The sequence below is a fragment of the Maricaulis alexandrii genome (assembly GCF_005871165.1).
In the GTDB taxonomy this organism is placed as follows: domain Bacteria; phylum Pseudomonadota; class Alphaproteobacteria; order Caulobacterales; family Maricaulaceae; genus Maricaulis; species Maricaulis alexandrii.
Map to the genome: position 1 here is coordinate 123,513 of NZ_SWKP01000009.1, position 24,078 is coordinate 147,590.

General features: G+C 64.5%; 24 protein-coding genes and 1 tRNA gene. 18 read left to right on the forward strand and 7 right to left on the reverse strand.

The features are described from left to right. Positions 1 to 116: 116 nt before the first annotated feature. Together flaF and flbT are read right to left on the reverse strand one after the other, a co-directional pair. Complete coding sequence (flaF, locus tag FCS99_RS13450; protein WP_138513423.1) at positions 117 to 500, reverse strand: flagellar biosynthesis regulator FlaF; 384 nt, start codon at positions 498 to 500, stop codon at positions 117 to 119. Beyond that, complete coding sequence (gene flbT, locus FCS99_RS13455; RefSeq protein ID WP_138513425.1) at positions 500 to 886, reverse strand: flagellar biosynthesis repressor FlbT; 387 nt, start codon at positions 884 to 886, stop codon at positions 500 to 502. Before flbT ends, flaF begins: the two co-directional genes overlap by 1 nt. A gap of 171 nt (positions 887 to 1,057) precedes the next feature. Between flbT and FCS99_RS13460 the strand changes: the two genes are divergently transcribed. The 6 genes from FCS99_RS13460 to FCS99_RS13485 all read left to right on the forward strand — a co-directional run bounded on the left by FCS99_RS13460 (position 1,058) and on the right by FCS99_RS13485 (position 7,554). Next, entirely contained in the window at positions 1,058 to 2,854 is a 1,797-nt protein-coding gene (locus FCS99_RS13460; protein WP_138513427.1) for a tetratricopeptide repeat protein, read from the forward strand. Then, positions 2,851 to 3,822 carry a glycosyltransferase gene (locus FCS99_RS13465; protein WP_138513429.1) on the forward strand — a complete coding sequence of 324 codons (972 nt, stop codon included), beginning with the start codon at positions 2,851 to 2,853 and terminating at the stop codon, positions 3,820 to 3,822. Before FCS99_RS13460 ends, FCS99_RS13465 begins: the two co-directional genes overlap by 4 nt. Positions 3,823 to 3,918: 96 nt before the next feature. After that, positions 3,919 to 4,860 (forward strand): sulfotransferase family protein, encoded by a 942-nt coding sequence (locus FCS99_RS13470; protein ID WP_171036381.1) that lies wholly within the window; start codon positions 3,919 to 3,921, stop codon positions 4,858 to 4,860. A 5-nt stretch (positions 4,861 to 4,865) separates the two neighbouring features. Beyond that, the gene (locus FCS99_RS13475) at positions 4,866 to 5,909 is read left to right on the forward strand and encodes a carboxylate--amine ligase (RefSeq protein ID WP_171036382.1); all 1,044 of its coding nucleotides are present in this window, start codon (positions 4,866 to 4,868) and stop codon (positions 5,907 to 5,909) included. Further along, positions 5,906 to 6,634 (forward strand): cytidylyltransferase domain-containing protein, encoded by a 729-nt coding sequence (locus FCS99_RS13480; RefSeq protein ID WP_138513435.1) that lies wholly within the window; start codon positions 5,906 to 5,908, stop codon positions 6,632 to 6,634. Before FCS99_RS13475 ends, FCS99_RS13480 begins: the two co-directional genes overlap by 4 nt. 2 nt (positions 6,635 to 6,636) lie before the next feature. Further along, complete coding sequence (locus tag FCS99_RS13485; RefSeq protein ID WP_138513436.1) at positions 6,637 to 7,554, forward strand: N-acetylneuraminate synthase family protein; 918 nt, start codon at positions 6,637 to 6,639, stop codon at positions 7,552 to 7,554. A 202-nt stretch (positions 7,555 to 7,756) separates the two neighbouring features. On the opposite strand, the gene FCS99_RS13490 is transcribed toward FCS99_RS13485, so the two are convergent. Beyond that, a complete protein-coding gene (locus tag FCS99_RS13490) occupies positions 7,757 to 8,470 on the reverse strand; it encodes a cupin domain-containing protein (protein ID WP_138513439.1) in 714 nt (237 codons plus the stop codon). A gap of 146 nt (positions 8,471 to 8,616) precedes the next feature. Between FCS99_RS13490 and FCS99_RS13495 the strand changes: the two genes are divergently transcribed. The 3 genes from FCS99_RS13495 to FCS99_RS13505 all read left to right on the forward strand — a co-directional run bounded on the left by FCS99_RS13495 (position 8,617) and on the right by FCS99_RS13505 (position 11,815). Beyond that, positions 8,617 to 9,504 carry an AAA family ATPase gene (locus FCS99_RS13495; protein WP_138513441.1) on the forward strand — a complete coding sequence of 296 codons (888 nt, stop codon included), beginning with the start codon at positions 8,617 to 8,619 and terminating at the stop codon, positions 9,502 to 9,504. 95 nt (positions 9,505 to 9,599) lie between these two features. Then, positions 9,600 to 11,012 (forward strand): tetratricopeptide repeat protein, encoded by a 1,413-nt coding sequence (locus tag FCS99_RS13500; RefSeq protein ID WP_138513443.1) that lies wholly within the window; start codon positions 9,600 to 9,602, stop codon positions 11,010 to 11,012. A gap of 203 nt (positions 11,013 to 11,215) precedes the next feature. Next, positions 11,216 to 11,815 (forward strand): CatB-related O-acetyltransferase, encoded by a 600-nt coding sequence (locus FCS99_RS13505; RefSeq protein WP_407658293.1) that lies wholly within the window; start codon positions 11,216 to 11,218, stop codon positions 11,813 to 11,815. On the opposite strand, the gene FCS99_RS13510 is transcribed toward FCS99_RS13505, so the two are convergent. Then, on the reverse strand, positions 11,812 to 12,507 hold the full coding sequence (locus FCS99_RS13510) for a hypothetical protein (RefSeq protein WP_138513448.1): 696 nt from the start codon (positions 12,505 to 12,507) through the stop codon (positions 11,812 to 11,814). The two genes, FCS99_RS13505 and FCS99_RS13510, sit on opposite strands and share 4 nt — an antisense overlap. A gap of 123 nt (positions 12,508 to 12,630) precedes the next feature. Between FCS99_RS13510 and FCS99_RS13515 the strand changes: the two genes are divergently transcribed. The 5 genes from FCS99_RS13515 to FCS99_RS13530 all read left to right on the forward strand — a co-directional run bounded on the left by FCS99_RS13515 (position 12,631) and on the right by FCS99_RS13530 (position 18,773). Continuing rightward, a complete protein-coding gene (locus tag FCS99_RS13515; protein ID WP_138513450.1) occupies positions 12,631 to 13,806 on the forward strand; it encodes a vWA domain-containing protein in 1,176 nt (391 codons plus the stop codon). A 56-nt stretch (positions 13,807 to 13,862) separates the two neighbouring features. Continuing rightward, entirely contained in the window at positions 13,863 to 14,315 is a 453-nt protein-coding gene (locus FCS99_RS16155) for a hypothetical protein (RefSeq protein WP_171036383.1), read from the forward strand. Positions 14,316 to 14,455: 140 nt separating this feature from the next. Next, complete coding sequence (locus tag FCS99_RS13520) at positions 14,456 to 16,609, forward strand: TonB-dependent siderophore receptor (RefSeq protein ID WP_171036384.1); 2,154 nt, start codon at positions 14,456 to 14,458, stop codon at positions 16,607 to 16,609. A 66-nt stretch (positions 16,610 to 16,675) separates the two neighbouring features. Continuing rightward, entirely contained in the window at positions 16,676 to 17,263 is a 588-nt protein-coding gene (locus tag FCS99_RS13525; RefSeq protein ID WP_138513454.1) for a hypothetical protein, read from the forward strand. A 10-nt stretch (positions 17,264 to 17,273) separates the two neighbouring features. After that, complete coding sequence (locus tag FCS99_RS13530) at positions 17,274 to 18,773, forward strand: PepSY-associated TM helix domain-containing protein (protein ID WP_138513456.1); 1,500 nt, start codon at positions 17,274 to 17,276, stop codon at positions 18,771 to 18,773. Here FCS99_RS13530 and FCS99_RS13535 read toward each other — a convergent pair. Continuing rightward, positions 18,770 to 19,393, reverse strand: coding sequence for a glutathione S-transferase family protein (locus FCS99_RS13535; RefSeq protein ID WP_138513458.1), 624 nt, complete (start codon positions 19,391 to 19,393; stop codon positions 18,770 to 18,772). The genes FCS99_RS13530 and FCS99_RS13535 overlap by 4 nt on opposite strands. A 154-nt stretch (positions 19,394 to 19,547) precedes the next feature. Here FCS99_RS13535 and FCS99_RS13540 point away from each other — a divergent pair, with 154 nt between their 5' ends. Then, on the forward strand, positions 19,548 to 19,883 hold the full coding sequence (locus FCS99_RS13540) for a chorismate mutase (RefSeq protein ID WP_138513460.1): 336 nt from the start codon (positions 19,548 to 19,550) through the stop codon (positions 19,881 to 19,883). Here FCS99_RS13540 and FCS99_RS13545 read toward each other — a convergent pair. After that, positions 19,880 to 20,218 carry an Hpt domain-containing protein gene (locus tag FCS99_RS13545; protein ID WP_171036385.1) on the reverse strand — a complete coding sequence of 113 codons (339 nt, stop codon included), beginning with the start codon at positions 20,216 to 20,218 and terminating at the stop codon, positions 19,880 to 19,882. The genes FCS99_RS13540 and FCS99_RS13545 overlap by 4 nt on opposite strands. A 147-nt stretch (positions 20,219 to 20,365) precedes the next feature. Between FCS99_RS13545 and FCS99_RS13550 the strand changes: the two genes are divergently transcribed. The 3 genes from FCS99_RS13550 to FCS99_RS13560 all read left to right on the forward strand — a co-directional run bounded on the left by FCS99_RS13550 (position 20,366) and on the right by FCS99_RS13560 (position 22,210). Further along, positions 20,366 to 20,833 carry a hypothetical protein gene (locus FCS99_RS13550; RefSeq protein ID WP_138513464.1) on the forward strand — a complete coding sequence of 156 codons (468 nt, stop codon included), beginning with the start codon at positions 20,366 to 20,368 and terminating at the stop codon, positions 20,831 to 20,833. A 118-nt stretch (positions 20,834 to 20,951) separates the two neighbouring features. Further along, positions 20,952 to 21,027 (forward strand) — tRNA-Lys (locus FCS99_RS13555). 61 nt (positions 21,028 to 21,088) lie between these two features. Continuing rightward, on the forward strand, positions 21,089 to 22,210 hold the full coding sequence (locus tag FCS99_RS13560; RefSeq protein ID WP_138513466.1) for an alpha/beta hydrolase: 1,122 nt from the start codon (positions 21,089 to 21,091) through the stop codon (positions 22,208 to 22,210). 84 nt (positions 22,211 to 22,294) lie between these two features. Here the strand turns inward: FCS99_RS13560 and FCS99_RS13565 are convergent, their stop codons facing one another. Continuing rightward, positions 22,295 to 23,998, reverse strand: a complete 1,704-nt coding sequence (locus FCS99_RS13565; protein WP_138513468.1) for a methyl-accepting chemotaxis protein — start codon at positions 23,996 to 23,998, stop codon at positions 22,295 to 22,297. Positions 23,999 to 24,078 lie beyond the last annotated feature (80 nt).

A 24,078-nucleotide genomic window follows, 5' to 3' on the forward strand; every position in this document is an offset into this window, starting at 1 on the left:
GCTCTGGCGCTCTTTTTCACCGAACAAATTCAAGGTATTAGGATATGAAAAAGGCGCCTCCCGGGGGAAGCGCCTGATCCTGCCTGTCCGTTTTTGCCGAGGCGGCAATTCCTGCCCTAGACGGCCGCCTGCCCGCCGGCACCGGCACTCGCCTGGGGCATCAGCCCCTGCATCACCGTACGATTGATATCCACCAGATCGTCGATCGCCTGCGGATCGCGCATGGCGACGCTGCCATGCTTGGAGACGAAGATGGACAGGGAGATGATCGCTGCGCGGAGCGCTTCCGGCAACTTGTTGTCATTGCTGGCACAATCGATTGCCAGATTGCTCCAGATCCGCCGGTTCCAGTCGATCGCATCGGCCCGGCCGCGCACATCCGAGGTCGGCAGGGTCTTCGACGCCATCAAGGCCCGCGTCACCTGTGCAAACAGGCGGTATTCCGTTGCCCGGGGGTCTTCGCTGCGTTGGGACGCAGCCTGATAGGCTTGAAGCGACATTAGCCCAGTCTCTCCGCTTCATAGGTCATGAGTTTGCGACAGCCCATCAGGGCCTTGTAGTGCTCGCCCGCCATGACATCGCGGCTGATCGCCACGCAGACAGTGAGCACTTCGGGATTGGTGACAACGCCCATGAACTCATTCATGCGAAGCACGAATTCGTCGTAGAGCTTGTCGTCCGCCTTGTCCGACAGATACATCATCATGATCGGGAAATAGATCCGGCGCACCGGCGTCGTGACATCCTCTTCGTGGAGAATATCCTTCTCGCGCAGCACGGCCGCCTTGTTCTTCAGGACAAGGTTCGCGCGGCGCTCGCCGTTTTCGATCACGGCACCATTGAGAACGAACCGCTCGCCGGGTTTGAGCGAGATTTTAAGCGGCATATGCAAGCTCCGTTGCGCACAATGCGGCGGTCACGACTTGAGTCTGGCGCAGGTTGGCAATGCTGAATGAAGAAATCGTTTCCACCTGAAAAGCCCGCGCCAAGTTTTACGTTAGCGAGTTCTTAAAGCGAATCCCATGCGTGTGGGGTCGCAATCGATACAGGTTTGATCATGACGCAAAACGCCCCGGCACTGGATCTGGACGCGGAACTCTCCGCGGAAGCCGAAACCGTGCGGAACGAAGCCCGTGATGCCGTACCGCTCGGTCGCTCGGCCCTGAAGCTGGATGACCAGGTCAACCGCCTGTCCTCCGCCAAGCGCAAGCAATACACAAAGGTCGTGGCGCAAGCCAAACGCGCCCTCAAACTCTCCGCGGAAAACCAGCACTCCGAGGCCGCCCGCATCGCCTGGAAAGCGGTCAATCTCGCGCCCGACCTCGCCCTGACCAATCACGTCATGGGCCTGATGCTGTACCGGCTGGGCCGCCTTTCCCGGGCGCTGGACTTCTTCCAGAAAGCCTGGGAGCTCGACCCGCAGGACGCGGAAATCTACCAGAAGCTGGGCCTGGTCGCCTGGAAGCTGGACATGCTCGACGTGGCGGAGAAATTCTACCGGATCGAATGCCAGCTGGCGCCCAACTCCATCCATGCGACGATCAATCTGGCCGGTGTGCTGCGCGACCAGTCCAAATTCGAGGAAGCCATCGAAATCCTCCGCACGGCGATTTACGGCCACCAGGAGAATTACGAGCTCTGGAACTCGATGGGCACCGTCATCAATGACAGCGGCAAGCCGGAAGAGGCCTCGACCTTCTATCTGGAAGCCCTGCGCCTGAAGCCAGACTATGGCCGCGCCCACAACAATATGGCCAATGTCTACGAATTGCTTGGCGAGCCGGAAAAGGCCCTGCCCCACTATGAGGAAGCCCTCAAGGACCCGGCGGACGAAACCGAGGAAGCCACGATGCGCCATGGCCGGTCCATGGTGCTGCTGGCCGCCGGGAAGATCGCGGAGGGCTGGGAGGCCAATGCCGCGCGTCTGGATCCGAACCGGGCCCAGGCCACGCTCTTCTCCCTGCCCATTCCCATGTGGGATGGGGCCGATGCCAGCGAGATCCGCGGCAAGTCCCTGCTCCTGATCGGCGAACAGGGTCTGGGCGATGAAGTCCTTTTCATGAGCATTGTGAAGGATCTGATCGACGCGATCGGACCGGATGGCAAGCTGCGCATTGCGTGCGAATACCGACTCATTCCGCTGGTCGAGCGCTCCTTCCCGCAGGTCGAGGTGACCAATCACCTGTCCGCCACGGTCGAAGGCCGCGAGATCCGGACCGTCAAGGGCGCCGAAGCTTGCGACCTCTGGACACCGATGGCCAGCCCGCTGCGCGCCTTCCGCTCCAGCCTGGACGATTTCCCGGGCCGCGAGGGTTTCCTGACGCCGGATGCCGGCCAATTGGCCGCCTTTCGCGAGCAAATCGCCGGTTTCGGCTCGGGTCTCAAGGTCGGCATTCTCTGGAAGTCCCTTAGAATGGATGCCCGCCGCTCCAAATTCTTCTCGGCTTTTGATACCTGGGAAAGCGTCCTGAAGACGCCCGGCGTCGACTTCGTCAATCTCCAATACGGCCAGGCCGAAGCAGAGCTGGCGGTGGCGAAAGAGCGTTTCGGTGTCACCATTCACCAGCCGCGCGACATCGATCTGAAGATGGATCTCGACAAGGTCGCCGCCCTGTCCGCCGCCTGTGACCTGGTGATCGGCCCGATGAATGCGACCTCCAACCTGGCGGCAGCGAGCGGTGGCAAGGTCTGGTTCATCCACGCCCGTTCCTCCACCTGGACCCTGCTCGGCTCGGACCACCAGCATTGGTATCCCCAGACCCGCTCCTTCTTCGGCGAAGGCTTCCAGGACTGGGACAACACGATGCGCCGGGTGCGAGAAGCCCTGGCCCAAGAGGTGAAGGCCCGGTCGTGAGCCAGCGCCGCATTGCCCTGCGCGCCGATGGCGGCGGTGATATCGGCCTGGGTCATGTGATGCGTTGCGCCGCCCTGGCCCGCGCGCTCGTCCGCACCGGTGCCGAGATCGACTGGTTCACCACCACCCCGACCGTATTGCCGGTCTGGCTGGATGATTTGGCCCATATTCACGTGCTCGATGACGAGATCGAGACCGATCTCCTGGCGCCCATGCTGGTCGCCGCCGGAAGCGATCTGCTGGTCGGGGACTGGAAATCGACACCGGCCGATCTGGTCGCCCAGATTCGCCAAACGGTCTGTCCTGTCGTCCTCATCGGCGGTTTCACGGGCGATGCCGTCGCCGACCTTCATATCCGTCAGGGTTTCGCCGAGACCTCCGACGCCCCCCAGCGGTCCAGCCTGTCGGGCGCGTCCTGGCTGCTGCTGGATGACGCCTATGCGGGACTGCCGCCCCGCCAGACCGGGACTCGCATCACCCGCCTGCTGATCTCGCTCGGCGGCACCGATACCGCCCTGATCGACCGGATCGAGGCCGCCGCGCGCCAGACCGGTGCCTTGGCCGGCGCCGAGATCCAGGTTCGCCGCCCGGGCGGCACTCGGGACGGCCGGTTGCTCCAACCCCTGCGCGATGCGCTCCTTGAGGCCGACCTGGCCATCCTGGCCGGCGGCACCACGCTGCACGAAGCCGCCGCCACCGGCCTTCCGGCGATCAGCGTCCCGATTGTTCCGCACCAGTATGATCGCGCCGGCCAGTATCAGCGCCTTGGACTCGGCCTGATGATCGATCCGGAAAAGCCCTGTTTTGAGCGCCGGATCACGGAGACGCTCGACGCCCTCGCCGCCGATCCGGTCCGCCGTGGCCGCATGGCGCGCCGGGGCCAGGCTCTGGTTGATGGGCGCGGCGCCGACCGGCTGGCCCGTCACCTGATCGAATTTTCCCTGTCACAACAGGCGCGTTCTCAGTAAAACCTTAACGTCTGACGGGCCGATTGGGGGGCGAATTCACGGCCTGATTCGCAGCCGGCCCGGCTGCCGGACAGGCCCGCCGCGAAGGATCCGGATGTGAGCTCCACCCCGTCCCAGGAAATCTGGCCGAATTTTCTCGTGATCGGCGCGCCGAAATCCGGCACGACCTCGCTCTATCACTATCTCGCCCAGCATCCCGACATCTTCCTTTCGCCCGTGCGCAAGGAAGGCCGTTTCTTTTCCGGGATTGGCGAAGGCCAAGTCTACTGGCCCGCCTATTATCACTATGACACCGCCCCGACCGTGGCCGATTACCAAACCCTGTTCGAGACCTGGTCCGGCCAACCCCGCATCGGTGACGTGTCGCCGGACTATTACGCCTACGCGCCGATTTCCGCGCCGCGTGCGCTCAAGCATTGCGGCCCCGACACGAAAATCATTGCCCTCCTGCGCCATCCGGTCGAGCGCACCTATTCGCACTATCTCCAGAATGTCCGCCGCGACGCCGAATTCGCCACCTTCCGCAGCGCCCTGGCGGATGAGCCGCGCCGCAAGTCTGCCCATTGGGGCTTCCAGTGGCTCTACGCCGACACGAGCTGCTACGCCGAACGCATCGCCATCTGGAAACAGCATTTCCCGGACATGATGATTCTGCTGCAGGACGAGCTGGATGCCGACACGCCGGGCATCGTTGCGAAGGTCCAGGATTATCTGGGGCTCGACCGGATCGCGCCGGAAACCCGCCAGCGCTACAATACCGGCGGCATTCCCCTGTCCCGCCTGCCCATTCTGGAAGGCGTGCTGGACGCCCGCGCGAAAGAGCCCTTCGAGGATATCTACGCCGAATTCATTGCACCGCGCGATGCCACGAATTCCGACGCCCCCACCGCCGATGGCGTCTACCCGCCCCTGGTGGAGGGCGAAACCACTGTGCCCCCGATGGAGCGCGATATCCGCGATGCCCTGACGGCCCGCTTCGCGCCGGAGATCGACCGTCTGGAAGACATTCTGGACCGTTCGCTGAAGGTCTGGCGCTGATGCGATTGTCCGAGCTTTCCCGCGGCGTTCTGGTGACCGGGGTCGGGGCTCCGCCCGGACTGGGCACGTTGCGCTCGCTGAAACAGGCCGATTCCGAGCTCAAACTCGTGGCGGCCGACATCAATGCGCTCGCCGGTGGCCTGTTCGAGCCCGGCACGCAATCGGCCGTCCTTCCTTCCGCCGCTGACGCGAAGGCCTACCGCGCCGCCGTACGGGCCGTGTGCGCCGAGCGCCAGCTGGACATCATCATTCCCGGTTCCGAAGCCGAAATCGCCGCCTTGGCCCCCGTCGCCCGCGACTGGACGGCCGACGGCCTGCGCGTGCCGGTCGCCGATCCGGACGTGGTCGCCTTCGGCATCGACAAGGGCCAGCTGCTGTCGCGCTGTGCCGAACGCGGTCTGCCCTGCCCGGTCACGCTCCAGCCCGAGCACGAAGCCGACCTGGATGCCTGGTCCGGCGGCTTTCCCTGCGTGATCAAACCGCGCACCTCACGCGGTGCCCGCGGTGTCAGCTATCCGGAAAGCCTGACGGCGCTGAAAGAAACCTGGCGCGAAACCCAGGCGGCCCACGGGCCCTGCATCGTCCAGACCTTCATTCCCGGCGGCGCCGAGACCGTCTACACGATCGGCTCCCTGTGGAACCGGGGCGAGCTCGTCGTCTCCACCCTGCACCGCAAGCTGCAAACCAATCCGCCCACGGGCGGGGTCGCCGTGGCGGGCGAGACTGTCGATGACCCGGAGCTGATGAAGGCCGGCCTGGCCGTGCTGGAAGCCTCCGGTCCCTGGCATGGGCTGGCGGCGGTCGAGGTAAAGCGCCCGGCACCCGGTGAACCGGCCTATCTGCTGGAAATCAATCCACGCATGTGGGGTTTTGGCTATCTGATGACCCTGGCCGGTCTGAATGTGCCCGAACTCCTCGTGCGCATGCTGGCCGGAGCGGAGCATCTGGACGGCCATATCCCGTCAACCTTTCCGCCCTATTCTGCAAAGCGTATGGTCCGCACCTGGCAGGACATTGAGATCCCGAGCCCTCCGGAGGGTGAAACTTGACCCGTACTGTTGCCGTCATCCAGGCCCGCACCGGTTCCAACCGGCTTCCCGGCAAGATCCTGGAACCGCTTTATGACGATGTCTCCCTGCTCGCCTATCAGTGCCAGCGCCTGCGTTCGATCGAGGGCGTGGACGAGCTGGTGATCGCCACTACCGAGGCACCGGATGATGACGCCGTCGTCAAGCTCGCCGAAGCCCAGGGCGTCCGGGTGTTCCGCGGCTCCGAAGAAGATGTGCTCAGCCGCTTCCTCCTGGTCGCCGACGCCACCCTTGCTTCCACCCTGATCCGCATCACCTCGGACAGTCCCTTCCGCGATCCCGACGTGATCGCAAAATGCGTTGCGGAACACCGTGAACACGGCGCCGAATACACGCGCCCGGCCGACGGCCATCTGCCCAAGGGATTGCGCGCGGAAGTCGTCGAGACGGCCGCGCTGCGCCAGATCCATGACGACCCTGCCACCACGGCCCGTGACCGCGAGCATGTCACCATCCACATCCGCGAACATCTCGATCGCTATCGCACCCATATCGTCGACTTCCCGGAGGCGCTGCGTCATCCGGAGATCGATCTGTCCGTCGACACGCCGGAAGATCTCGATGTCGTCCGCTCCGTCCATGCCGAACTCATGGCACGCGGCTGGCCCGTCGATACACTGCATATCTGCCGCCTGATGGAAGAATACGCCGTCCTGCGCTCGATCATCACCGACCTGGCTTCCTGAAAATGACCCATATCGATTTCATCGCCGAGATCGGCTCCAATCATGGCGGCGACCTGGATGAGGCGAAACGCTATATCGAGGCTTCCGCCCGCGCCGGCGCCGATGCCGTCAAATTCCAGACCCTGACCCGGGACGGGTTGATCGCCCGCTTCATTCGCGATGCTGACGGTCAGGTGGTGGAGAACCCGAAATACGCGGCCTTCGGCAATGCCGGCCTCCCCGATGACTGGCATGCCCCGCTGAAGGCCTGCGCCGCCGACAATGGCGTGGAATTCATGTCCACACCCTTCTCCCTCGCCGCGGTCGACCTGATGGAGGATGCCGGGGTCAGCCGCTACAAGGTGGCGTCCGGTGACATGACCTTCACGCCGCTGCTGCAACGCCTCGGCGCGACCGGAAAACCGGTCCTGCTGTCCACGGGTGCGTCCTATCTCGACGAAGTCGAAGAGGCGATCGCCACGCTCAAGCATGCCGGCTGTTCCGACATCACCGTCCTGCATTGCGCCGCCAGCTATCCGCCCAGCTGGGACGATCTCAACCTGTCCGCCATCACCACGCTGAAAACGGCGACCGGCCGCAAGGTCGGCCTGTCCGACCACTCCCCCGGCCATACCGCGCCGATCGCGGCGGCGGCATTGGGGGCGGTGGCGATCGAGAAACACGTCACCTTCAGCCGCTCCCTGGAAGGTCCCGACCATCCCTTCGCCATGGAAATGGACGAGATGGCCGCCCTGATCGCCGACCTCCGCCTGCTGGAGCAGGCGCTCGGTGATGGCGAGAAGAAACCGGCAGCCAGCGAGATCAACCGCCGCCGCAATCTGCGCCGCGGCCGCTACGACGCCACCACCGGCCACCCCAGCGCCGACGGCGACACTTGGCTTCGCCCCCAATGGGAAGCGGACGAACGGGTCGGGAAGTAACCACCGCCCTTTCCTCCCCATTTCATGGGGAGGTGGATTGCCCACAGGGCAAGACGGAGGGGCCGGCGCAGCCGGTTGTCCGTCGCTTCGCGCCGCCCCTTCGACCTGATGCTGTGCATCAGCCCACTTCCCCATGAAATGGGGAAGAAAACAAAAAAGGGCGCCCAGAGGCGCCCTTTTCGCAAACGCGTGGAAGCAAAAACTACTTCGTCCGGATCGCGTCGATCTTCGAAGCCGACACGCCATCCACCATCGTCCGGTTGATCATCGGGTGGTCTTCGTCCTGCGGTCCGAAATCGCTGTCCGGGTGGTAGGCGATGACGCGCATTTCGCTATCGAAGGTCCGGAATTTGTGATTGCCCTCATAGGGGATGCGGAACATCACGCCCGGCTCGAGCTTGGTGATGCCTTCCGGGGTTTCGCATTCGCCGCGGCCCGAGAACACCACGCCGATCCGGTCGGAGGGGTGCGTGTGCGCGGTCTGGTCGATGCCCGGCGGGAAGAAGAGCAGGTTCAGGCAGGGATCGCCTTCCTTGACCGGCGAGATCAGCAGGCTGTCCGTGCAGCCATCAATGTATTTCAGCCGGCCTTTCGCTTCCACGGGGCCCCCGACCATGAAGAAGGCCTGGTGGTTCTCGCGGGCCATCACGATGCCCTTGCCGCCTTTGACGGAGAGAACATTGTTGGCAGAGAAATACATGCCCGCGCCGAGCGTGAACATGCCCGACGACGTCGTCAGCACGGCCTCGCCTTCCTGGACAAAGCCGAAATAGGCCGTGTCGACAGAATTCAGCTCCAGCGTCTCGCCGTCCCACGCATAGAGCGTGGTCGGAAAGTTCGGATCGCAATCGGCGACCTTGCCGGTCAGCCAATCGAAGGCGAAAAAGTTCTGGGTCCGGATCATCCCATCAGCCATTTTTCTGTGCACCTCTACCAATATGCCTGCCCACTCGAGAGGATTCGTGTTTACAGTCCCTTAATTCAGGGGCGCATTGCACGCATAGATAATTAACGGGCATTGGCCTCTGGAGACATGCGACCAATCGCGCTAAGTCGGATGGCATGCGTTTCGAAGGTACAGATCAATACGTCGCAGACGGCGAACTGAGCGCCGCGGTCAACGCCGCGGTGGCTCTGGAGCGCCCGTTGCTCGTCAAAGGCGAGCCGGGCACGGGCAAGACCGAACTGGCCAAACAGGTCGCACGCGGCATGGGCATGCCGCTGATCGAATGGCACATCAAGTCGACCACCAAGGCTCGCCAGGGCCTGTACGAGTATGACGCCGTGGCGCGTCTGCGCGACAGCCAGCTGGGCGATGACAAGGTCCACGACATCGACAACTACATCCGCCGCGGCAAGCTCTGGGAAGCGTTCGTCGCGCCGGAACGCTCGGTGCTCCTGATCGACGAGATCGACAAGGCCGACATCGAATTCCCCAACGATCTCCTGCAGGAAATCGACAAGATGGAATTCCATGTCTACGAGACCGGCGAGACCGTGAAGGCGGAAAACCGCCCGGTCGTCATCATCACCTCGAACAATGAGAAGGAATTGCCGGACGCCTTCCTGCGCCGCTGTTTCTTCCACTTCATCGCCTTCCCGGACGAGGAAACGATGAAGAAGATCGTCGAGGTCCACTATCCGGGCCTCAAGGGCCGCCTCCTGTCGGAAGCGCTGAAACTCTTCTACGAGATCCGCGATGTGCCGGGCGTGAAGAAAAAGCCCTCCACGTCGGAACTCCTGGACTGGCTCAAACTCCTCCTGGTCGAGGATATCGATCCGTCCGTGCTGTCCGAACGCGATCCGCGCAAGCTGATCCCGCCACTCCACGGCGCGCTCCTGAAGAATGAGCAGGACGTCATGCTGTTCGAAAAGCTCGCCTTCATGGCACGCCGCCAGGGCGGACCGGGAACGCCGGGCGGAGGCCCGCGCGGTCCGGGCGCAGCCTAGAAGCGGACGGCCACACAATCGCCGCAACGCAGCCTTGCCGTCGCCCGGAAAGCATTCGAAGGTCGCAGGACCGATGAAAGCCAAAGGGGGACGGCATGCGGCACTCAATCACACCCTGGATCAGCCTGGCGCTGGCGGCATCCCTGTCGCTGGGCCTGTCCGTCTCTGCGGCCGCCCAGCCCGATACCGACACCGCGCTTCGCGACGCCTCACAGCAATTCCTGGACGGTGACCAGGCCGGTGCGATCGAGACCGCCCGCCGGGGTCTCGAGCTCGCGATCACGCCGTCGGAACAATTCAACGGACACTATCTGCTGGCCGACATGTCTTCGCAGACCGGCGATCACGCCACCGCCTACACCCATTTCACGCAGGCCCTGGGCGTGCTGGAAACCCATGCGCCCGACCAACACGCCATGCAGGCGGAGGTCATGCACAAGATCGGCTATGAGGCCTTCCAGCTTGGCCGCCGCGAGGAGTGGATCGAATGGGGCGAACGCGCCCAGACCCTGATCCGCGCCAACCTCTCCATCCTGTTCCGCTTCGAGGAGGATGACCTTGCCCGCCACCGGATGAGCGCCTTCGCCTGCGATCCCGGCCAGGGCGAGATCGAACGCACGAATTTCACCGTTTACATGGCGTCGGGCCGCGACGTCGCCTGCGTCTATTCCGTCCAGGGCAATGAGGAAATTGCCATGACGGTCCATGTCTCCCACCAGCCCGGGATCAGCCAGGCCCAGGCCTTCGCCGGCGCCGACCAGGCGGTTCGCACCAATCGCCAGGCTGCCGATCAGCTGGATCGCGGCCGCCGCGACTTCGGCGGCGTGCCGGTGGAATATGCCCTCTATCGCGAACAGACGATGACGACGGGCGTCTACACCACCCAGATCGATGACTGGACGGTGAAGCTGCGCCTGACCGATTACCGCTCCGTCCTGTCCGATGCCGACTGGGACGCCGCTGCCGAATTGACCTTTGGCGGCACGGCGGACATGGCCGCCCACGCCGAGAATTGCGACACGGCCCTGCGCGGCACCGGCACGCTGACCCAGCCCGCCGATGCCGCCATCCAGACCGAAGCCGCCGCCGCTCTGGCCCTGCACTTCATGAATGCGGAGGACACCGTGCTGGATCGCACCGACTCCCATCTGGACTGCCTGATCGGCGAACTGCCCTTCCAGCCTGATGGCGGGGTCGCCTATGGAGAGCTGGATACCGACGGAAACCTGGTCGCCCTGACCGGTCACCCGTCCGGAAACCGGGATTTGCTGGTCCAGGTCGCCCCGTCGGACAGCCCGATCGCACCAGGGGCACATCTCACGGTCATCTCCCCGGGCACGGCCGAGTTTTTCGGCGTCTATGACAGTCTGCCCTCCAGCGAGACCTTCATGGCGGACATGGACCGCCTTTTCGGTCGCGAGATCGGCGTCCTGTCGTCGGTCAATCGCGCAGAGGACGGGACTGTGAGCATGACAATCTCCGGCACCATTGAGGAAAGCCAGCCCTGACGGTCTGGTCTTTGCCGCCGCGCCCGGTTATGACCGGTCCAGAACCACAGGAGAGCGTTCAGATGAACAATCGCGGCTAGACCCGCGCCCGCCCGGGACACCGGAGGCGCGTTTCGACTTCACCGAAACCACCCCACACCCGAGGTGTGTTCATGACTGCTCCCGTTTCACATCCCGCCCTGGATCCGATGACGCGCACGCCGATGCCGGCTGCGCCCTCCATGGCCTATCTCAAACCGCTTGTCGCCGATCATCCCAAGATCGAGGCCGGCGACTACACCTATATCCATTCCTTTGATGATCCGGAGCGCTTTGCCGACCAGGTGATGTACGCCTTCGACTTTATCGAGGACAGGCTCGTGATCGGGAAATTCTGCTCGATCGCGCACGGGGCCCGCTTTGTGCTCAATGGCGGCAATCATTTCGCCGACCGGCTGTCGAGCTATCCCTTCCCCATTTTTGGTGCCTGGGGCGAGCCCGATCCGGGTCCCTGGCCCAACAAGGGCGGCATCACGATCGGCCATGATGTCTGGATCGGCTGGGATGCGGTGATCATGCCCGGCGTCACGGTCGGACATGGCGCCATCATCGCAGCCCAATCCGTGGTCACGGCCGATGTCGAGCCCTACACGATGGTCGGTGGCAATCCGGCCCGCCCGATCCGCAAACGCCTGCCGGAGACGGACATCCAGCGCCTGCTGGACCTGGCCTGGTGGGACTGGCCGGTCGAGGCGATCCAGGCCGCGTCCGATGCGCTCATGAAGGCGGACATCAAGGCGCTGGAGCGCCTGGCGCCCGCCTAGCCGGCGACGTCACGGAAATTGCCATTGCGGTCCCAGATGCCGACCTGGCGATCGCGCGGCGGTTCATAGTCGTCGGACCGGTAATTCGTCGTCTGCGAGGCGAAGGGTTTGTACACGACCCGCTGCGCCCGCAGACGGCGGAACAGGTCGCGCGTCGCGTAGCGGAAATCCAGGACTTCGCTCTCCCGCTGGAAAGCCGGATTGGTGCACAGGATCACGCGGGAGGCCCCCGTGTCGGCCTGGCAATAGGCATTCCCGCGGAGTTGCTCGATCCGCGACAGGCCGCTGCGCAGTCGGGGCAGAAGCCGCGCCTGGATGGCGGACACCTGGCTGCGGAAGGCCTCGCGGCGCGCCTGCTGCTCCGGGGCCAGCGCATGGGAATCGCCGATGGCATACAGTTCGGCCCAGGCATCGAACTGGTCGAGCACCGCCAGAATATCGGCCTCCTCACCCGTTCGCGTCGCCGGGGCATAGGCTTGTGCCTCGAGGATCGCCGCCTCCACTTCCGCGATATAGGACACGGCCGCCTCCTGCAGGCTGGCCTGGCGCTCTGCCTGATCCTCGGGCGTGTCATCCCGCATCGCATTGAGCAAATCCTGCAGCCGGCTGGCATTGGACGGTGCGGCCTCGGCGGCCGGCTCGGACTGGGCGAGCGACAGGCCCAGAAGGGCAGCAAGCAGGGCAGCGGACATGGACACTCACTTCACGAACAGCAGGATCGGTCCGCCGAGCCTAGTCCCGTCCCTTGAAAAAGGAACCGTGCGTGTCATTCCCCCCATCGACACAAGCCCGACGCACGCTATCTTGGCGGCATCATGTTGCATCACTTCTTCACCGAACTTCGCGCCGCCCGCATTCCCGTCACCACACGGGAATACCTCACCCTGCTCGAAGCGCTCGACAAGGGCGTGGTCGAACCGGAGATCGGGCATTTCTACTCAATCAGCCGCGCGGCCCTGGTGAAGGACGAGAAGGACTTCGACAAGTTCGACATGGTCTTCGCCCACGTCTTCAAGGGCGTGGAAACCCTGACCCAGCTGTTCGGTGACAAGGAAATCCCGGCCGACTGGCTGGAAGCGATGATGCAGCGCCAGCTCTCCGAGGAAGAGATGGCGGCGCTGAAGGGAATGCCCTTCGACGAGCTCATGGAGACGCTGAAAAAGCGCCTGGAGGAGCAGACCGAGCGGCATGAGGGCGGCAATAAATGGATCGGCACGGGCGGCACCTCGCCCTTCGGTCATTCCGGCCACAATCCCGCCGGCGTTCGCATTGGCGGGCAGAGCCGGAACAAGAAGGCGGTGAAGGTCTGGGAACAACGCCGCTACAAGGATCTGGACGGCGATCGCGAGCTGGGCACGCGCAATCTCAAGGTCGCCCTGCGCCGCCTGCGCAAGTTTGCCCGCGACGGCGCCCATGAAGAGCTGGACCTAGACAACACGATCAGCGCCACCGCCAAACAGGGCTGGCTGGACGTCGTCATGCGCCCGGAACGGCGCAATGCCATCAAGGTGCTCGCCCTGTTCGATGTCGGCGGCTCAATGGATCCGCACGTGAAGCTGTGCGAGGAGCTTTTCTCCGCCGCGCGCTCGACCTTCAAGAACCTGGAATATTTCTACTTCCACAACTGCCCCTATGAGGGCTTGTGGCGCTCCAATCTGCGGCGGCGGGCCGAGACCGTGCCGACCATGGATATCATGCACAAATACCCGCATGACTGGAAAGTGATCATCGTCGGGGATGCCGCCATGGCACCCTATGAGATCACCCATGATGGCGGCTCCGTGGAGCACTGGAACGAGGAAGCCGGCGCGGTCTGGATCAAGCGCATCGTCGACACCTGGCCGAACCTGATCTGGATCAATCCGACGCCGGAAAAATGGTGGGAGCATTCCTACTCCACCCGCCTCGTGCAGGACCTGATCGGCCCGGACCGCATGTTCCCTCTGACCCTGGAAGGCGTGGATTCGGCGATGAAGGAGTTGGCCCGCTGAGCCAGGACATTCCCCTGCCCGAGCCTTGGGAAATCTCGCCCCATGCCCTCGGCCCGGTGACGGCGGACACGCCTTTCGATGTCGCCGCCCTGGCCGCCTTCCTGCCCGGCTATGACCTCGCGGAAACGCCCTCGCCCGATGGCCTGCCCTTCCGGCAGATCGTCGCCACCGGCCTGCTGGAATGCCGCCCGCTCCTGATCTTTCTCGGCCATGCCGATGTGCCGACCATCACCGGTGTCCGCGTTCGCGAACCGGGCCGCATTCCCAATGCCTGGATGATCGGCAGCCGGATGGACGAGACCCTGATCAAACCGGAGGACTGTTTCACGGCCCAGGACGTTCCCGGGCGCGAGGGGCATGTCTTTGCGCGCGAGGCCGGCCAACTGACCGCCCCGGTCTATTGGTTCGATACCGGACTGGCGAATACGGGCGGGGTCCTGCCCGATCCGGACACCCTCAAGACCAGCACGCTCTACGAAATCAGCTGGGTCGCCTGGAAACAGGGCTAGGCCGGCCGCCTGCCGGACCCGGCAATGTCTCCTGTCCGGCCCGCCGGACAGTCAGGCCTGCCTGCAGGTCATCAATTGACTCTGAGAACTACTCTCATTATCGATTGCAACAGTTTCTACTCCGATGTGTTGGGGAATTCATGTTGCGTTTCAATCAAGTCCGGCGCTCTGCGCCGATCGCTGGCCTGTGCCTGCTCACCACCGCCCTCTCGACCACTCTGGTGCCGGCTGCCCTCGCGCAGGACACCGGGACCGATGAGGATGTGATCACCGTCCACGGTGTGCTGGGCCGCTATTCGGCCACCAAGTCCGACACGCCCGTCATCGAGACGCCGCGGTCCGTGTCGATTGAAACCCTGGATCAGATCCTTGAGCGGGGCGCCGTCGACCTGTCCGATGCGGTTCTCTATTCTGCCGGCGTCATCGGCGACACCTATGGCATCTCCACCCGGGTCGACTCGGTTCAGGTCCGCGGCCTGCGCGCGCCGGAATATCGCGACAGTCTTCAGGCCCTGTTCGGCAGCTACAACAATACCCGGTCCGACATTTACACGATAGAACAGGTCGAAATCCTGCGCGGCCCGTCGGCCATCCTGTACGGGCAGGGTTCGCCGGGCGGCATCGTCAATGTCGTCTCCAAGACCCCGCGTGAAGACTTCGCCGGGGAGATTGTCGGTGAAATCGGCAATCATGACCGCTACCAGCTCGCCGCCGACGTGACCGGTCCGCTCGACGCGGCCGGGACCTGGCTCTATCGCGGTGTCGGCGTGTGGCGCGATACCGGCTCCCAGATCGACCATGTCGACGAGCGCGCCATTACCCTGGCCCCTTCGATCACCTTCGCCCCCAGCGCCGATACCCGCATCACCGCCCTGCTGAACTATCAGGACATCGATGCGGCTGCCGCGTCGCAATTCCTGCCGATCTACGGCACGCTCCTGCCGGGGCCGGATGGTCGCTACATGGACCCGAACCTGTTCACGGGCGAACCGGGTTTCGACCGCTATGACACGGACTCCCTCTCGCTCACCCTGTTGGGCGAGCACCGGGTCAACGAGCACCTGCAACTGGAAGCCACGCTGCGCCGGACCGAAGGCGAGGCCGACTACCGTCAGGCCTGGATTTCCTTCATCGGCGGTGATCGCTATATCCGCAATCCCGATGGCAGCCTCTATCGCGACGGCTACATGCCGCGCACCTTCTATGCCTCCGAAGCCCGCTCGGAGCAGACGGCCGCAGACGTCCGGGCCCGGCTGGAGCTGGACACCGGCGGGTTCAGCCACAAAATCCTCGGCGGCCTGCAATACCAGGACGTCACCACCGACAATGACACGGCCTATCTGTTCGGTGTCGGTCTCGACTTTGCGACCGGCCTGCCCGACAGCACCTATGGCGACACTTTCTGGTTCAACCCGTTCGAGCCGGTCTATGGCGCCTATCCGTCCGACGCGGTGATCGACGCCTTCATGTCGGATGCCCCGGAAAGCCGCACGCAGAGCACCGGCCTCTACGTTCATGACCAGATCGAATACGGCAACTGGATCGCCACGCTCGGCCTGCGCTCGGACTGGATCGAGACGGATACCGGGTCTGCCCGCCAGGAGGATGACAAGCTCTCCACCAGCCTGGCCTTGATGTATCGCTTCGACAGCGGGCTGAACCCCTATGTCAGCTATTCCGAAAGCTTCGAGCCGGTGATCGGCACCCTGTTTGACGGCTCCGCCTACGAACCCCAGGAAGGGCGCCAGTACGAGGTCGGCGTGAAATACCAGCCTCCGGGCACACGCTCCCTCGTCACTCTGGCCTGGTTCTCCATCGAACAGTCCAACCTGCTCACCGCCGACCCGGATCATCCCGGCTTCCAGGTGCAGACCGGGCAGGTCGACATCACCGGTCTGGAATTCGAATCCGCCTGGTATTGGGACACGGTGTCCCTGGAAGTGAATGCCAGCCAGCTCGACACCGAGACCGTCGACGGCTTCCAGATGGCCTCCATTCCCGAACTCCAGGCCTCGGCCTGGCTGGGCTGGCGTCCGACCGGAGCCTGGTCCGGTTTCCGCGCCGGGGCCGGCGTGCGCTATGTGGGCGAAAGCCAGAATGGCGCGGACAGCCTGGAAACCCCGTCCTACACGCTGGTCGATGCCATGATCGGCTATGAGATGGATGCGTGGAATTTCGGACTGCACGCCTCCAACCTGTTTGACGAGGCCTATTACGCCACCTGCCTGGCTCGCGGCGACTGTTTCGTCGGCGAGGACCGGACCGTGGTCGCCCGCGTGGCGCACCGCTTCTAGACCCACGCATCCGGGAGCCGGGGCGCCTCGCGCGCTCCGGCTCCGACGTTTTCCACGAGGCCTTTGATGACAAGCCTGACCGACCTGATCTGGATCCTGCCCGCTCTCGCCCTCAGCCTGGGCGGTATCGGGCTGTTGTACCGGAGCTGGAACGGGCGCCGCTCGACCCATGCGCGGCCCGTCTGGCTGGGCTGGCTCGCACTGCTGACCGGAACCCTGTGCTGGCTGCCGGTCTTTCTGCCGGCCTATGGCCTCGCCCTGTCCCTGTTGAGCATCGAACTGATCGCGATTGCCTTCATCCTCCTGCGCAGCCAGGTCCTCGCACCGCGCCCGCCGGTTCCCGCGGCCCGGCGTGACGCCGCGCCAGGACCCTCCCGGGCCTGGCGTAACGGACTGCGCGGGTTTGCGGTCACACTGCTGGCCGGTCCGCTGGCGATGGCCCTGTCGGTCACCCTCTCAATCCTTCTCTTCGCGCTTGCCGGGGCCCTGGGCTGGAGCGAAGCGGACCGGCTCGCCCTTTTCCTGTTCTGCGTCCCGCTGGCCTGGGCCGGTCTGGCCAGCCTCGCCACCATCGATCTGCGCCTTCGGGTCCGCACGCTGGGCCTGGTCGTTCCGCTCGCCCTGTCGGCGGCCCTGATCGCCCTGCTGTTCTAGGAGCCCTGTCATGACCTCCCTGCCCTGGCCCAAAATGCCGGCACGCCTGGTCGCGCGCATGCTGTCCGGCCACACCGCCCTCGGCGTGGCGCTTTCCGCCCTGCTCTACATTGTCTGCCTGTCCGGCACGCTGGTCGTGTTCCACAATGAGTTCTCGCGCTGGGAACAACCTGGGGCCGCCGAATTCGAGACCGTGTCGCCGGAAACGCTGCAGACGCTCTACACCTCGGCCCTGACCCGGTTCGATGAGACGCCGGACAGGATCACGCTTGTCCTGCCCACCCCGTCCGTGCCGCGCCTGATGGCCGGCTCCGGCGAGACCTACTGGCTCGCCGATGAGACCGGCAATACGGGCGAGGCCGTCCACCACGCCTTCTCCGAGTTTCTCGTCACCCTGCACATGTATCTCCACCTGCCGAACATTCTCGGCCTGACCGTGGTGGGACTGCTGGGCGTGATGATGCTGGGCCTCATCCTGTCCGGCTTCCTGGCGCATCCGCGCATCTTTCGCGATGCTTTCGCCCTGCGCCGGACGAAGTCGGCCCGACTGGGCGAGACGGATCTGCACAATCGCCTGTCGGTCTGGGCGGCTCCCTTCCACATCACGATCGCCCTGACCGGTGCCATTCTCGGCCTGGCCTCGATCGGCGCCTATGCCCTGGCGCTGGTCTTCCATGACGGTGATCTGGAAGCGGTCTTCCCGCCCATTTTCGGTGAGGAAGCCGCGACCGGCCCGGCGCCGAACGGCGTCGCGGACATCGCCCGAGCCGTCACCACCCTGCAAGACGAGCGCCCCGACCTTGCCCCCTGGCTGATCTATGTGAACGGCCCCGGCACCGCGGAACAGAATATCGAGATCCTGACCCAGGTACCCGGCCAGCTCGCCTATTATGACGAAGTCCAGTTTGATGCCTCGGGCCAAATGCTCGGTTCCACCGGCATCAGCGATGGCGAAACCGGCCAGCAAGTCGCCGGCGCCGTCTATTCCCTGCATTTCGGCTGGTTTGGCGGTGTGCCGGTCAAGCTCGTCTATCTGGCGCTGGGCCTGGCCCTGACCGTGGTCTGCGTGTCCGGCGTTTCGCTCTGGCTGATCAAGCGCCGGGAGAAGGGACGCCCCAGCCCGCGCCTGGAACGTGCCTGGATCGCCATTGTCTGGGGCACGCCCGCCCTGCTGGCTTTCACCATGCTGGGCTCCCTCTCAGGCCTGATCGGGGAAGCGCTGCTGACGCCGGTCCTGTGGATCGGCCTGGCCGCGCTGATCGCCCTGGCCATGGCGTTCGGGACGGACCGCGCCTGGTCACGCAGCCTGCGCGGCATCACGGCGGGGCTGACCCTGGCCGGTCTCGCGGTCCACCATGCCAACCATGCCGGCGCTTTCCGGGGGGAGGCCGCCTGGGGTGTCAGCACAGGCCTGGCCGTCACGGCCCTGCTCCTGCTGGCCAGCCTGCGGCCCTGGAGCTGGATGTCGCGGCCCGCAGTGGCGCCACAGGCCCGGCCTGTGGAGGATTAGAGCACCGGGCTGACCCGGCCCTCGTCCGGGTCAATGCCCAGCTCGTTCTCCACCCGCGCCACCCAGGCGCGCACGCCGAGGAATTCGTCCAGGTCGAACCCGCCCTCATCGGCGACGCGCGTATAGGCAACCAGGGCGATATCGGCGAGCGAGACCTGATCGCGCACGATGAAGTCCCGCGACAGGAGCCGCATTTCCATCACGCCCAAGGCCCGGCGGCCCTTGGCCATCAGCTCCGGATCAATCTCGTCATCGCTCAGATTCTGCATGGATTTGCGGAAGCGCCGGACCGCGATGAAGGGTTCGTGGCTGTATTGTTCCCAGAACATCCATTCCAGCATTTTGGCCTGGTCGAAATCATCCTCCGGGATGAGGGCCGAGCCGCGCGCCAGGTGGAAGATGATCGCATTGGACTGGGCCAGGATGCGGCCGTCGGGCCGCTCCAGGCACGGCACCTGCCCGGCCGGGTTGATGGCCAGGAAGTCCTCGGTCCGGGTCTCGCCCTTCACCACGTCCACATTGTGCCAGTCATAGGGAATGGCCAGATGGTCGGCGGTCCATTTCACTTTCAGGCAATTGCCGCTGCGGGCGTCACCATAGATCCGGACGGGCGTGGTCATGGGGCTGATCCTTTCGGCTTTTCCGTACCATAACGCGACCGGCGGCCAGTGCGAGTGCGAAATCATGACATTCCTGCGAGCCTGTGACAGCTCGCCGCTTGGGGCCAACGCGCCGCTGTGCCTATAACGGGCTGATCACTGATACAGGTCCCCCATGTCCGAGATTTCCATCGATCCCGTCACCGCTCCGGAAGACTGCCAGACCATGGCCCAGGTCCGCGAGGGCGTCGACGCGCTCGACCGTGCCCTGGTCGCCCTGATCGCCCGCCGCTCGCGCTATATGGAAGCGGCGGCCCGCATCAAGACGAGCCGGGACAAGGTCCGCGACAATTGGCGGATCGAGGATGTCGTGTTCAAGGTCACCGAGGAAGCCAAACGCCACGGTCTCAGCTGCGACATTGCCGAGCCGGTCTGGCGGGAATTGGTGGAACGCTCGATTGCCTATGAGTTCAGCGTCTGGGACGCCACGCGCCAGAAAGCGCGCGACTAGATCAGGCCGGCAAAGGCCGCCTGGGTTTCCCGGAAACAGCGCTCCACGCCGAGCCGGGCGACATCCCAGCCGGGTTCCGACACGGTTTCCGCCTGCTCGCAGACTTCTGCCAGGGCAAAGGCGCCGACCCCGCGGGCCGCGCCCTTGAGCGTATGCGTGGCGGCCGTCCAGGCCGTCGCATCCTGCGCCGTCTCCATCAGGCCGAGACAACGCTCCGCCTGCTCGCACATCAGCGTGAGCAGTTCCGACGTCAACGCCTCATCCCCGCCCGTATAGCGCTCCAGGTGCGCCTGATCGAACAGGGGGGGCGTGGCCTTGGGTTGGGTTCGGGCCATCATGCAATCTGGGTAGCGTGGCAATCTTAACATCACGCTTAGATCAAGCCCGCCCGGCGGCTTTCGTTCAACTAGGTGAATAAAGTGTTCAGCTTCGCGTCACACGCGAAACCGCACGCTGGAAGCCTGCCAGAAAGGGAGGATCGAATGAAGCGATGGATCAGTACCCTGGCCTGTGCCCTGGCCGTCAGCCTGTCCACCGGCGCCCTCGCCGCCGCGGATCCGGCCCGGGCCACACGCACGCCGTCCACAGCCGCAGCTGACGCCGCAAAGGCCCAGCTGAAACAGCGCCGTGACCGACACGACTACCGGGATCGCCGCGATTACCGGGACCGGCGCGGCCGCCATCACCGCGATCATCGCGGCTATCGCGACCGGCGCGGATATCACGACCATGGCTATCGCGACCGCCGGCACCATCGCGGCGCCTGGAATCGCGGCCATCGCGCCGCGCCGCGCTGCTGGCGTGAACAGCGGCATGACCGCTTCCGGGGCCGCCCGGCCGTGGTCTCCCTGCGGATCTGCCGGGACCGCTATGGCCGCTACTATGTCGACCGGGGCTCACGCCGCCTGGTCTACTATGTCGGCCGCCGCCATCACCGCGACCGCTGGTAGGCGCTCCCCCCAGACAAGAACCCCGCCCCGCACATTCGCATGACAGGCATGTGCAGGGCGGGGCAAACTTTGTCTTGATTTTGTCGCATTGGTGCGTATTTTCCCGGCTCTTTCCGGCGCGCCTATAGCTCAGTTGGTAGAGCAGCTGACTCTTAATCAGCGGGTCCAAGGTTCGAATCCTTGTGGGCGCACCAACACTCTCCCCTTTACACACCGCACGGCCTGACCAAGATCGGCGCGAACAAGGGGAAATCCGTGACTCGCATCCTGTACCCGTCTCTTGTCCTGGCCCTTTTGGTGCTGGTGACCGGTTGTGCCGCCTCGCCGGCACGCCTGCCCGTGCTGGATCCGGGTGAGGCCCGCGGGACGGTCCATCCCGTCTACATCACGACCTCGCGGCAGCCCGCGGACGATCCGGCCGCACATTTCGGGACCCGCCGATCCCTCGCGCTGAACTTTGCCCGCGCCGATGTCTGGGTGCCGCACAACCGTCTGCCCGGCGAAATCGACTATCCCGGCCGCCGCCCCGATCCATCAACCGAATTCGCGCTGACCGGCTGGCAGGATTATGACAGCCGCCCCGATTTCGCCCGCGACCTCAATCATGATCTCAGCGAAATGCGCTTCGCCGAGCGCGACGTCTTCGTTTTTGTGCACGGCTTCAACACGCCCTTTTCCGACGGGCTCTACCTGAACGCCCAGATCATCAATGATTTCGGCCTGCAGACCGCCTTCGTCCACTATGCCTGGCCCTCGGCGGGGCAATTCCCGGCCTATCTCTACGATCGCGACAGTGCCCAGTTTGCCCGGGACGGTCTGGTGGAAACCCTGACCCTGCTGGCCGACAGTGAAGCGATCCGCATCAATCTGATCGCCCATTCCATGGGTTCCCTGGTGACGATGGAGGCCCTGCGCGAGCTGTCGCTGACCGGCCGCCAGGACGTGCTGGAAAAGATCGATCCGGTCATTCTCGCTTCGCCCGACATCGATATCGACGTCTTCCTGTCCCAATTGTCGGCCATTGAGCCACGGCCCGAACACCTGCTCGTCTTCGTCTCGGCGCGTGACCGGGCCCTGCTCCTGTCGGACCGCTTGCGCGGCGGCGATCACCGCCGGCTCGGCATCGGCGCCCAGCGGGACCTGCTGACCGAGCTGGGCGCGACCGTGGTCGATCTGACCGAAATTCGCGATGGCGGCTTTTCCGGCCATACCGCCTTTGCCAGCTCTCCCACGCTGATGCGCATGGCCAATACCGGCGTGTTGGCGACGGCGCTGATGGGCGTGGAGGCCATGCCGCAGGATAGCGGCATCGGCACCCTGTCCGACCTGGCCGCCCGCATCATCTACCTGCCCGCCCGCGCCCTCGGCGAACGCTGACCCCGGACAAGCGAAAGCCCGGATCCAGGGGGACGGATCCGGGCTTTCTTTGCAAGCAAGCCGGCGACTTGAAGGGGGGAGAGATCAGCCGGCTTCGCGTACCTCGGACAGGAAGGTGGTGACCGTCGTGTTGAGGCGCTCGGCGCGCTCGGACACGGTCTGGACCGCCTGCAACACATCCTGCGACGCCTCGCCGGTCTGACGGGCCGACCGCGACACGGAGTCGACATTGTCGGACACGGACCGGGCACTGGTCGCGGCGTGAGACACGGAGGAGGAAATCTCGCGGGTCGAGGCGCTCTGCTCCTCGGCGGCCGCGGCAATCGCGGACGCGGCCCGGCTGATCTCACCCACCGCGCGCGTCACATCCTCGATCGAGGCGGACGAGGTCGCTGCGGCTTCCTGGATCGCGGTAATCTGGTCGCGGATATCATCCGTGGCCTTGGCGGTCTGGGCCGCCAGGGATTTCACTTCCGACGCCACGACGGCAAAGCCCTTGCCGGCCTCACCGGCCCGGGCCGCCTCGATCGTGGCGTTCAGGGCCAGAAGATTGGTCTGTTCGGAAATGTCGTTGATCAGCTGGACGACATGCCCGATCTCCTGGGCAGCGGAGCCCAGATTGTCGACCACGGCCTGGACGGACTTGGCCCGCTCATCGGCCTGGCTGGCCATGTCCGAAGAGCCCTGGATCTGCTGGGTGACTTCAGCGATGGAGGCCGTCAGCTCTTCCGCGGCGGCCGCGACGGATTCGACATTCGCCGAGGCTTCGCCGGCGGCGGACGCCATCATGTCACTCTGCTGAGAGCCCTCGGTGGCCGTCTGCGACAATTGCTGGGCAATGGCCGACATGGAGGCACAGGCTTCATTCACCTCGCCCAGCATCGCCATGACATCCGCATCAAAGGTCTGGGCCAGCTCATTGAGCTTGGCGGCGCGGCGCTCATTCTCTTCGGCCTGGCGGCGGGTATCCGCTTCCAGTTGCTCGGCCTTGAGCCCATTATCGCGGAAGCGCTTCAGGCTCTGCACCACGGCGCCGAGTTCGTCGGAGCGTTCCAGGGCCTCGATATCCAGATTGTAATCACCATTCGCCAGGGTCTCGGTCGCTTGGGCAATCGAGCGGACACCATTGGCGGTGCGACGGCCGAAGAAGACAGCCAGCGCGATCAGGGCGATACCGACAGCAATCGTCAGACCGATGAAAAGCAGGACCGAATTGCGCGCGGCAATCCGCGTCGCTTCGGCGTCGAGGCGGGCCAGGGCAACGCCCTCATCGGCCAGGGCCTCGATCTCGCTGTTGATATCGGAGAAGACGACGTCGAAAGGCTGCAGAAAGGCGACCGAGCTGGCGAAATCCAGTTCCAGCATCTGGCCGACAAAATCCAGCGCGTCCCCGTACAGGCCCAGCTGCTCGACCAGGCCGGAAATGATTTCCGGATCGGCCAGCGTCTGGGTCTCGTCATTCATCAGGGCCTGGAGTTCGGCAGAGAGTTCATCCACACGGACACCCACGGCCTCGAACTCGGCCATGACGTCCATCTCATTGCCCGCAGCCTGGGCCGTGACCAGACCCAGCACGTCGCCATTGATCTGTTCGAGGCGGGCCTTGTAACGGGTCAGCTCGACCGCAGAATTCAGGTCGCTCAGCGTTCGTTCCTGGTTGGACGATCCTGCCTCCAGAGACCAGGCGCCCAGGCCGGCCACTGCGATCAGGGCGATGATCGCCGCGATCGGTGCGACAGCAAAGGACTGCGCGATCGAAAGATTGAAAATTGAGGTCAGCTTGCCCATCGGCCTCTCCCGAAAAGCCCCGAAGGGCGAAATTGTTGTACCAAGCTTCCAGCTGAATCGCTGAAATCAAGGTTAACGCC

Bases quoted from the DNA above. Each gene is read 5' to 3' on its own strand.
- flaF (WP_138513423.1), bottom strand. From the start codon at position 500: ATGTCGCTTCAAGCCTATCAGGCTGCGTCCCAACGCAGCGAAGACCCC.
- flbT (WP_138513425.1), bottom strand. From the start codon at position 886: ATGCCGCTTAAAATCTCGCTCAAACCCGGCGAGCGGTTCGTTCTCAAT.
- FCS99_RS13460 (WP_138513427.1), top strand. From the start codon at position 1,058: ATGACGCAAAACGCCCCGGCACTGGATCTGGACGCGGAACTCTCCGCG.
- FCS99_RS13485 (WP_138513436.1), top strand. From the start codon at position 6,637: ATGACCCATATCGATTTCATCGCCGAGATCGGCTCCAATCATGGCGGC.
- FCS99_RS13490 (WP_138513439.1), bottom strand. From the start codon at position 8,470: ATGGCTGATGGGATGATCCGGACCCAGAACTTTTTCGCCTTCGATTGG.
- FCS99_RS13495 (WP_138513441.1), top strand. From the start codon at position 8,617: ATGCGTTTCGAAGGTACAGATCAATACGTCGCAGACGGCGAACTGAGC.
- FCS99_RS13500 (WP_138513443.1), top strand. From the start codon at position 9,600: ATGCGGCACTCAATCACACCCTGGATCAGCCTGGCGCTGGCGGCATCC.
- FCS99_RS13505 (WP_407658293.1), top strand. From the start codon at position 11,216: ATGCCGGCTGCGCCCTCCATGGCCTATCTCAAACCGCTTGTCGCCGAT.
- FCS99_RS13510 (WP_138513448.1), bottom strand. From the start codon at position 12,507: ATGTCCGCTGCCCTGCTTGCTGCCCTTCTGGGCCTGTCGCTCGCCCAG.
- FCS99_RS13515 (WP_138513450.1), top strand. From the start codon at position 12,631: ATGTTGCATCACTTCTTCACCGAACTTCGCGCCGCCCGCATTCCCGTC.
- FCS99_RS13520 (WP_171036384.1), top strand. From the start codon at position 14,456: ATGTTGCGTTTCAATCAAGTCCGGCGCTCTGCGCCGATCGCTGGCCTG.
- FCS99_RS13525 (WP_138513454.1), top strand. From the start codon at position 16,676: ATGACAAGCCTGACCGACCTGATCTGGATCCTGCCCGCTCTCGCCCTC.
- FCS99_RS13530 (WP_138513456.1), top strand. From the start codon at position 17,274: ATGACCTCCCTGCCCTGGCCCAAAATGCCGGCACGCCTGGTCGCGCGC.
- FCS99_RS13535 (WP_138513458.1), bottom strand. From the start codon at position 19,393: ATGACCACGCCCGTCCGGATCTATGGTGACGCCCGCAGCGGCAATTGC.
- FCS99_RS13540 (WP_138513460.1), top strand. From the start codon at position 19,548: ATGTCCGAGATTTCCATCGATCCCGTCACCGCTCCGGAAGACTGCCAG.
- FCS99_RS13545 (WP_171036385.1), bottom strand. From the start codon at position 20,218: ATGGCCCGAACCCAACCCAAGGCCACGCCCCCCCTGTTCGATCAGGCG.
- FCS99_RS13550 (WP_138513464.1), top strand. From the start codon at position 20,366: ATGAAGCGATGGATCAGTACCCTGGCCTGTGCCCTGGCCGTCAGCCTG.
- FCS99_RS13565 (WP_138513468.1), bottom strand. From the start codon at position 23,998: ATGGGCAAGCTGACCTCAATTTTCAATCTTTCGATCGCGCAGTCCTTT.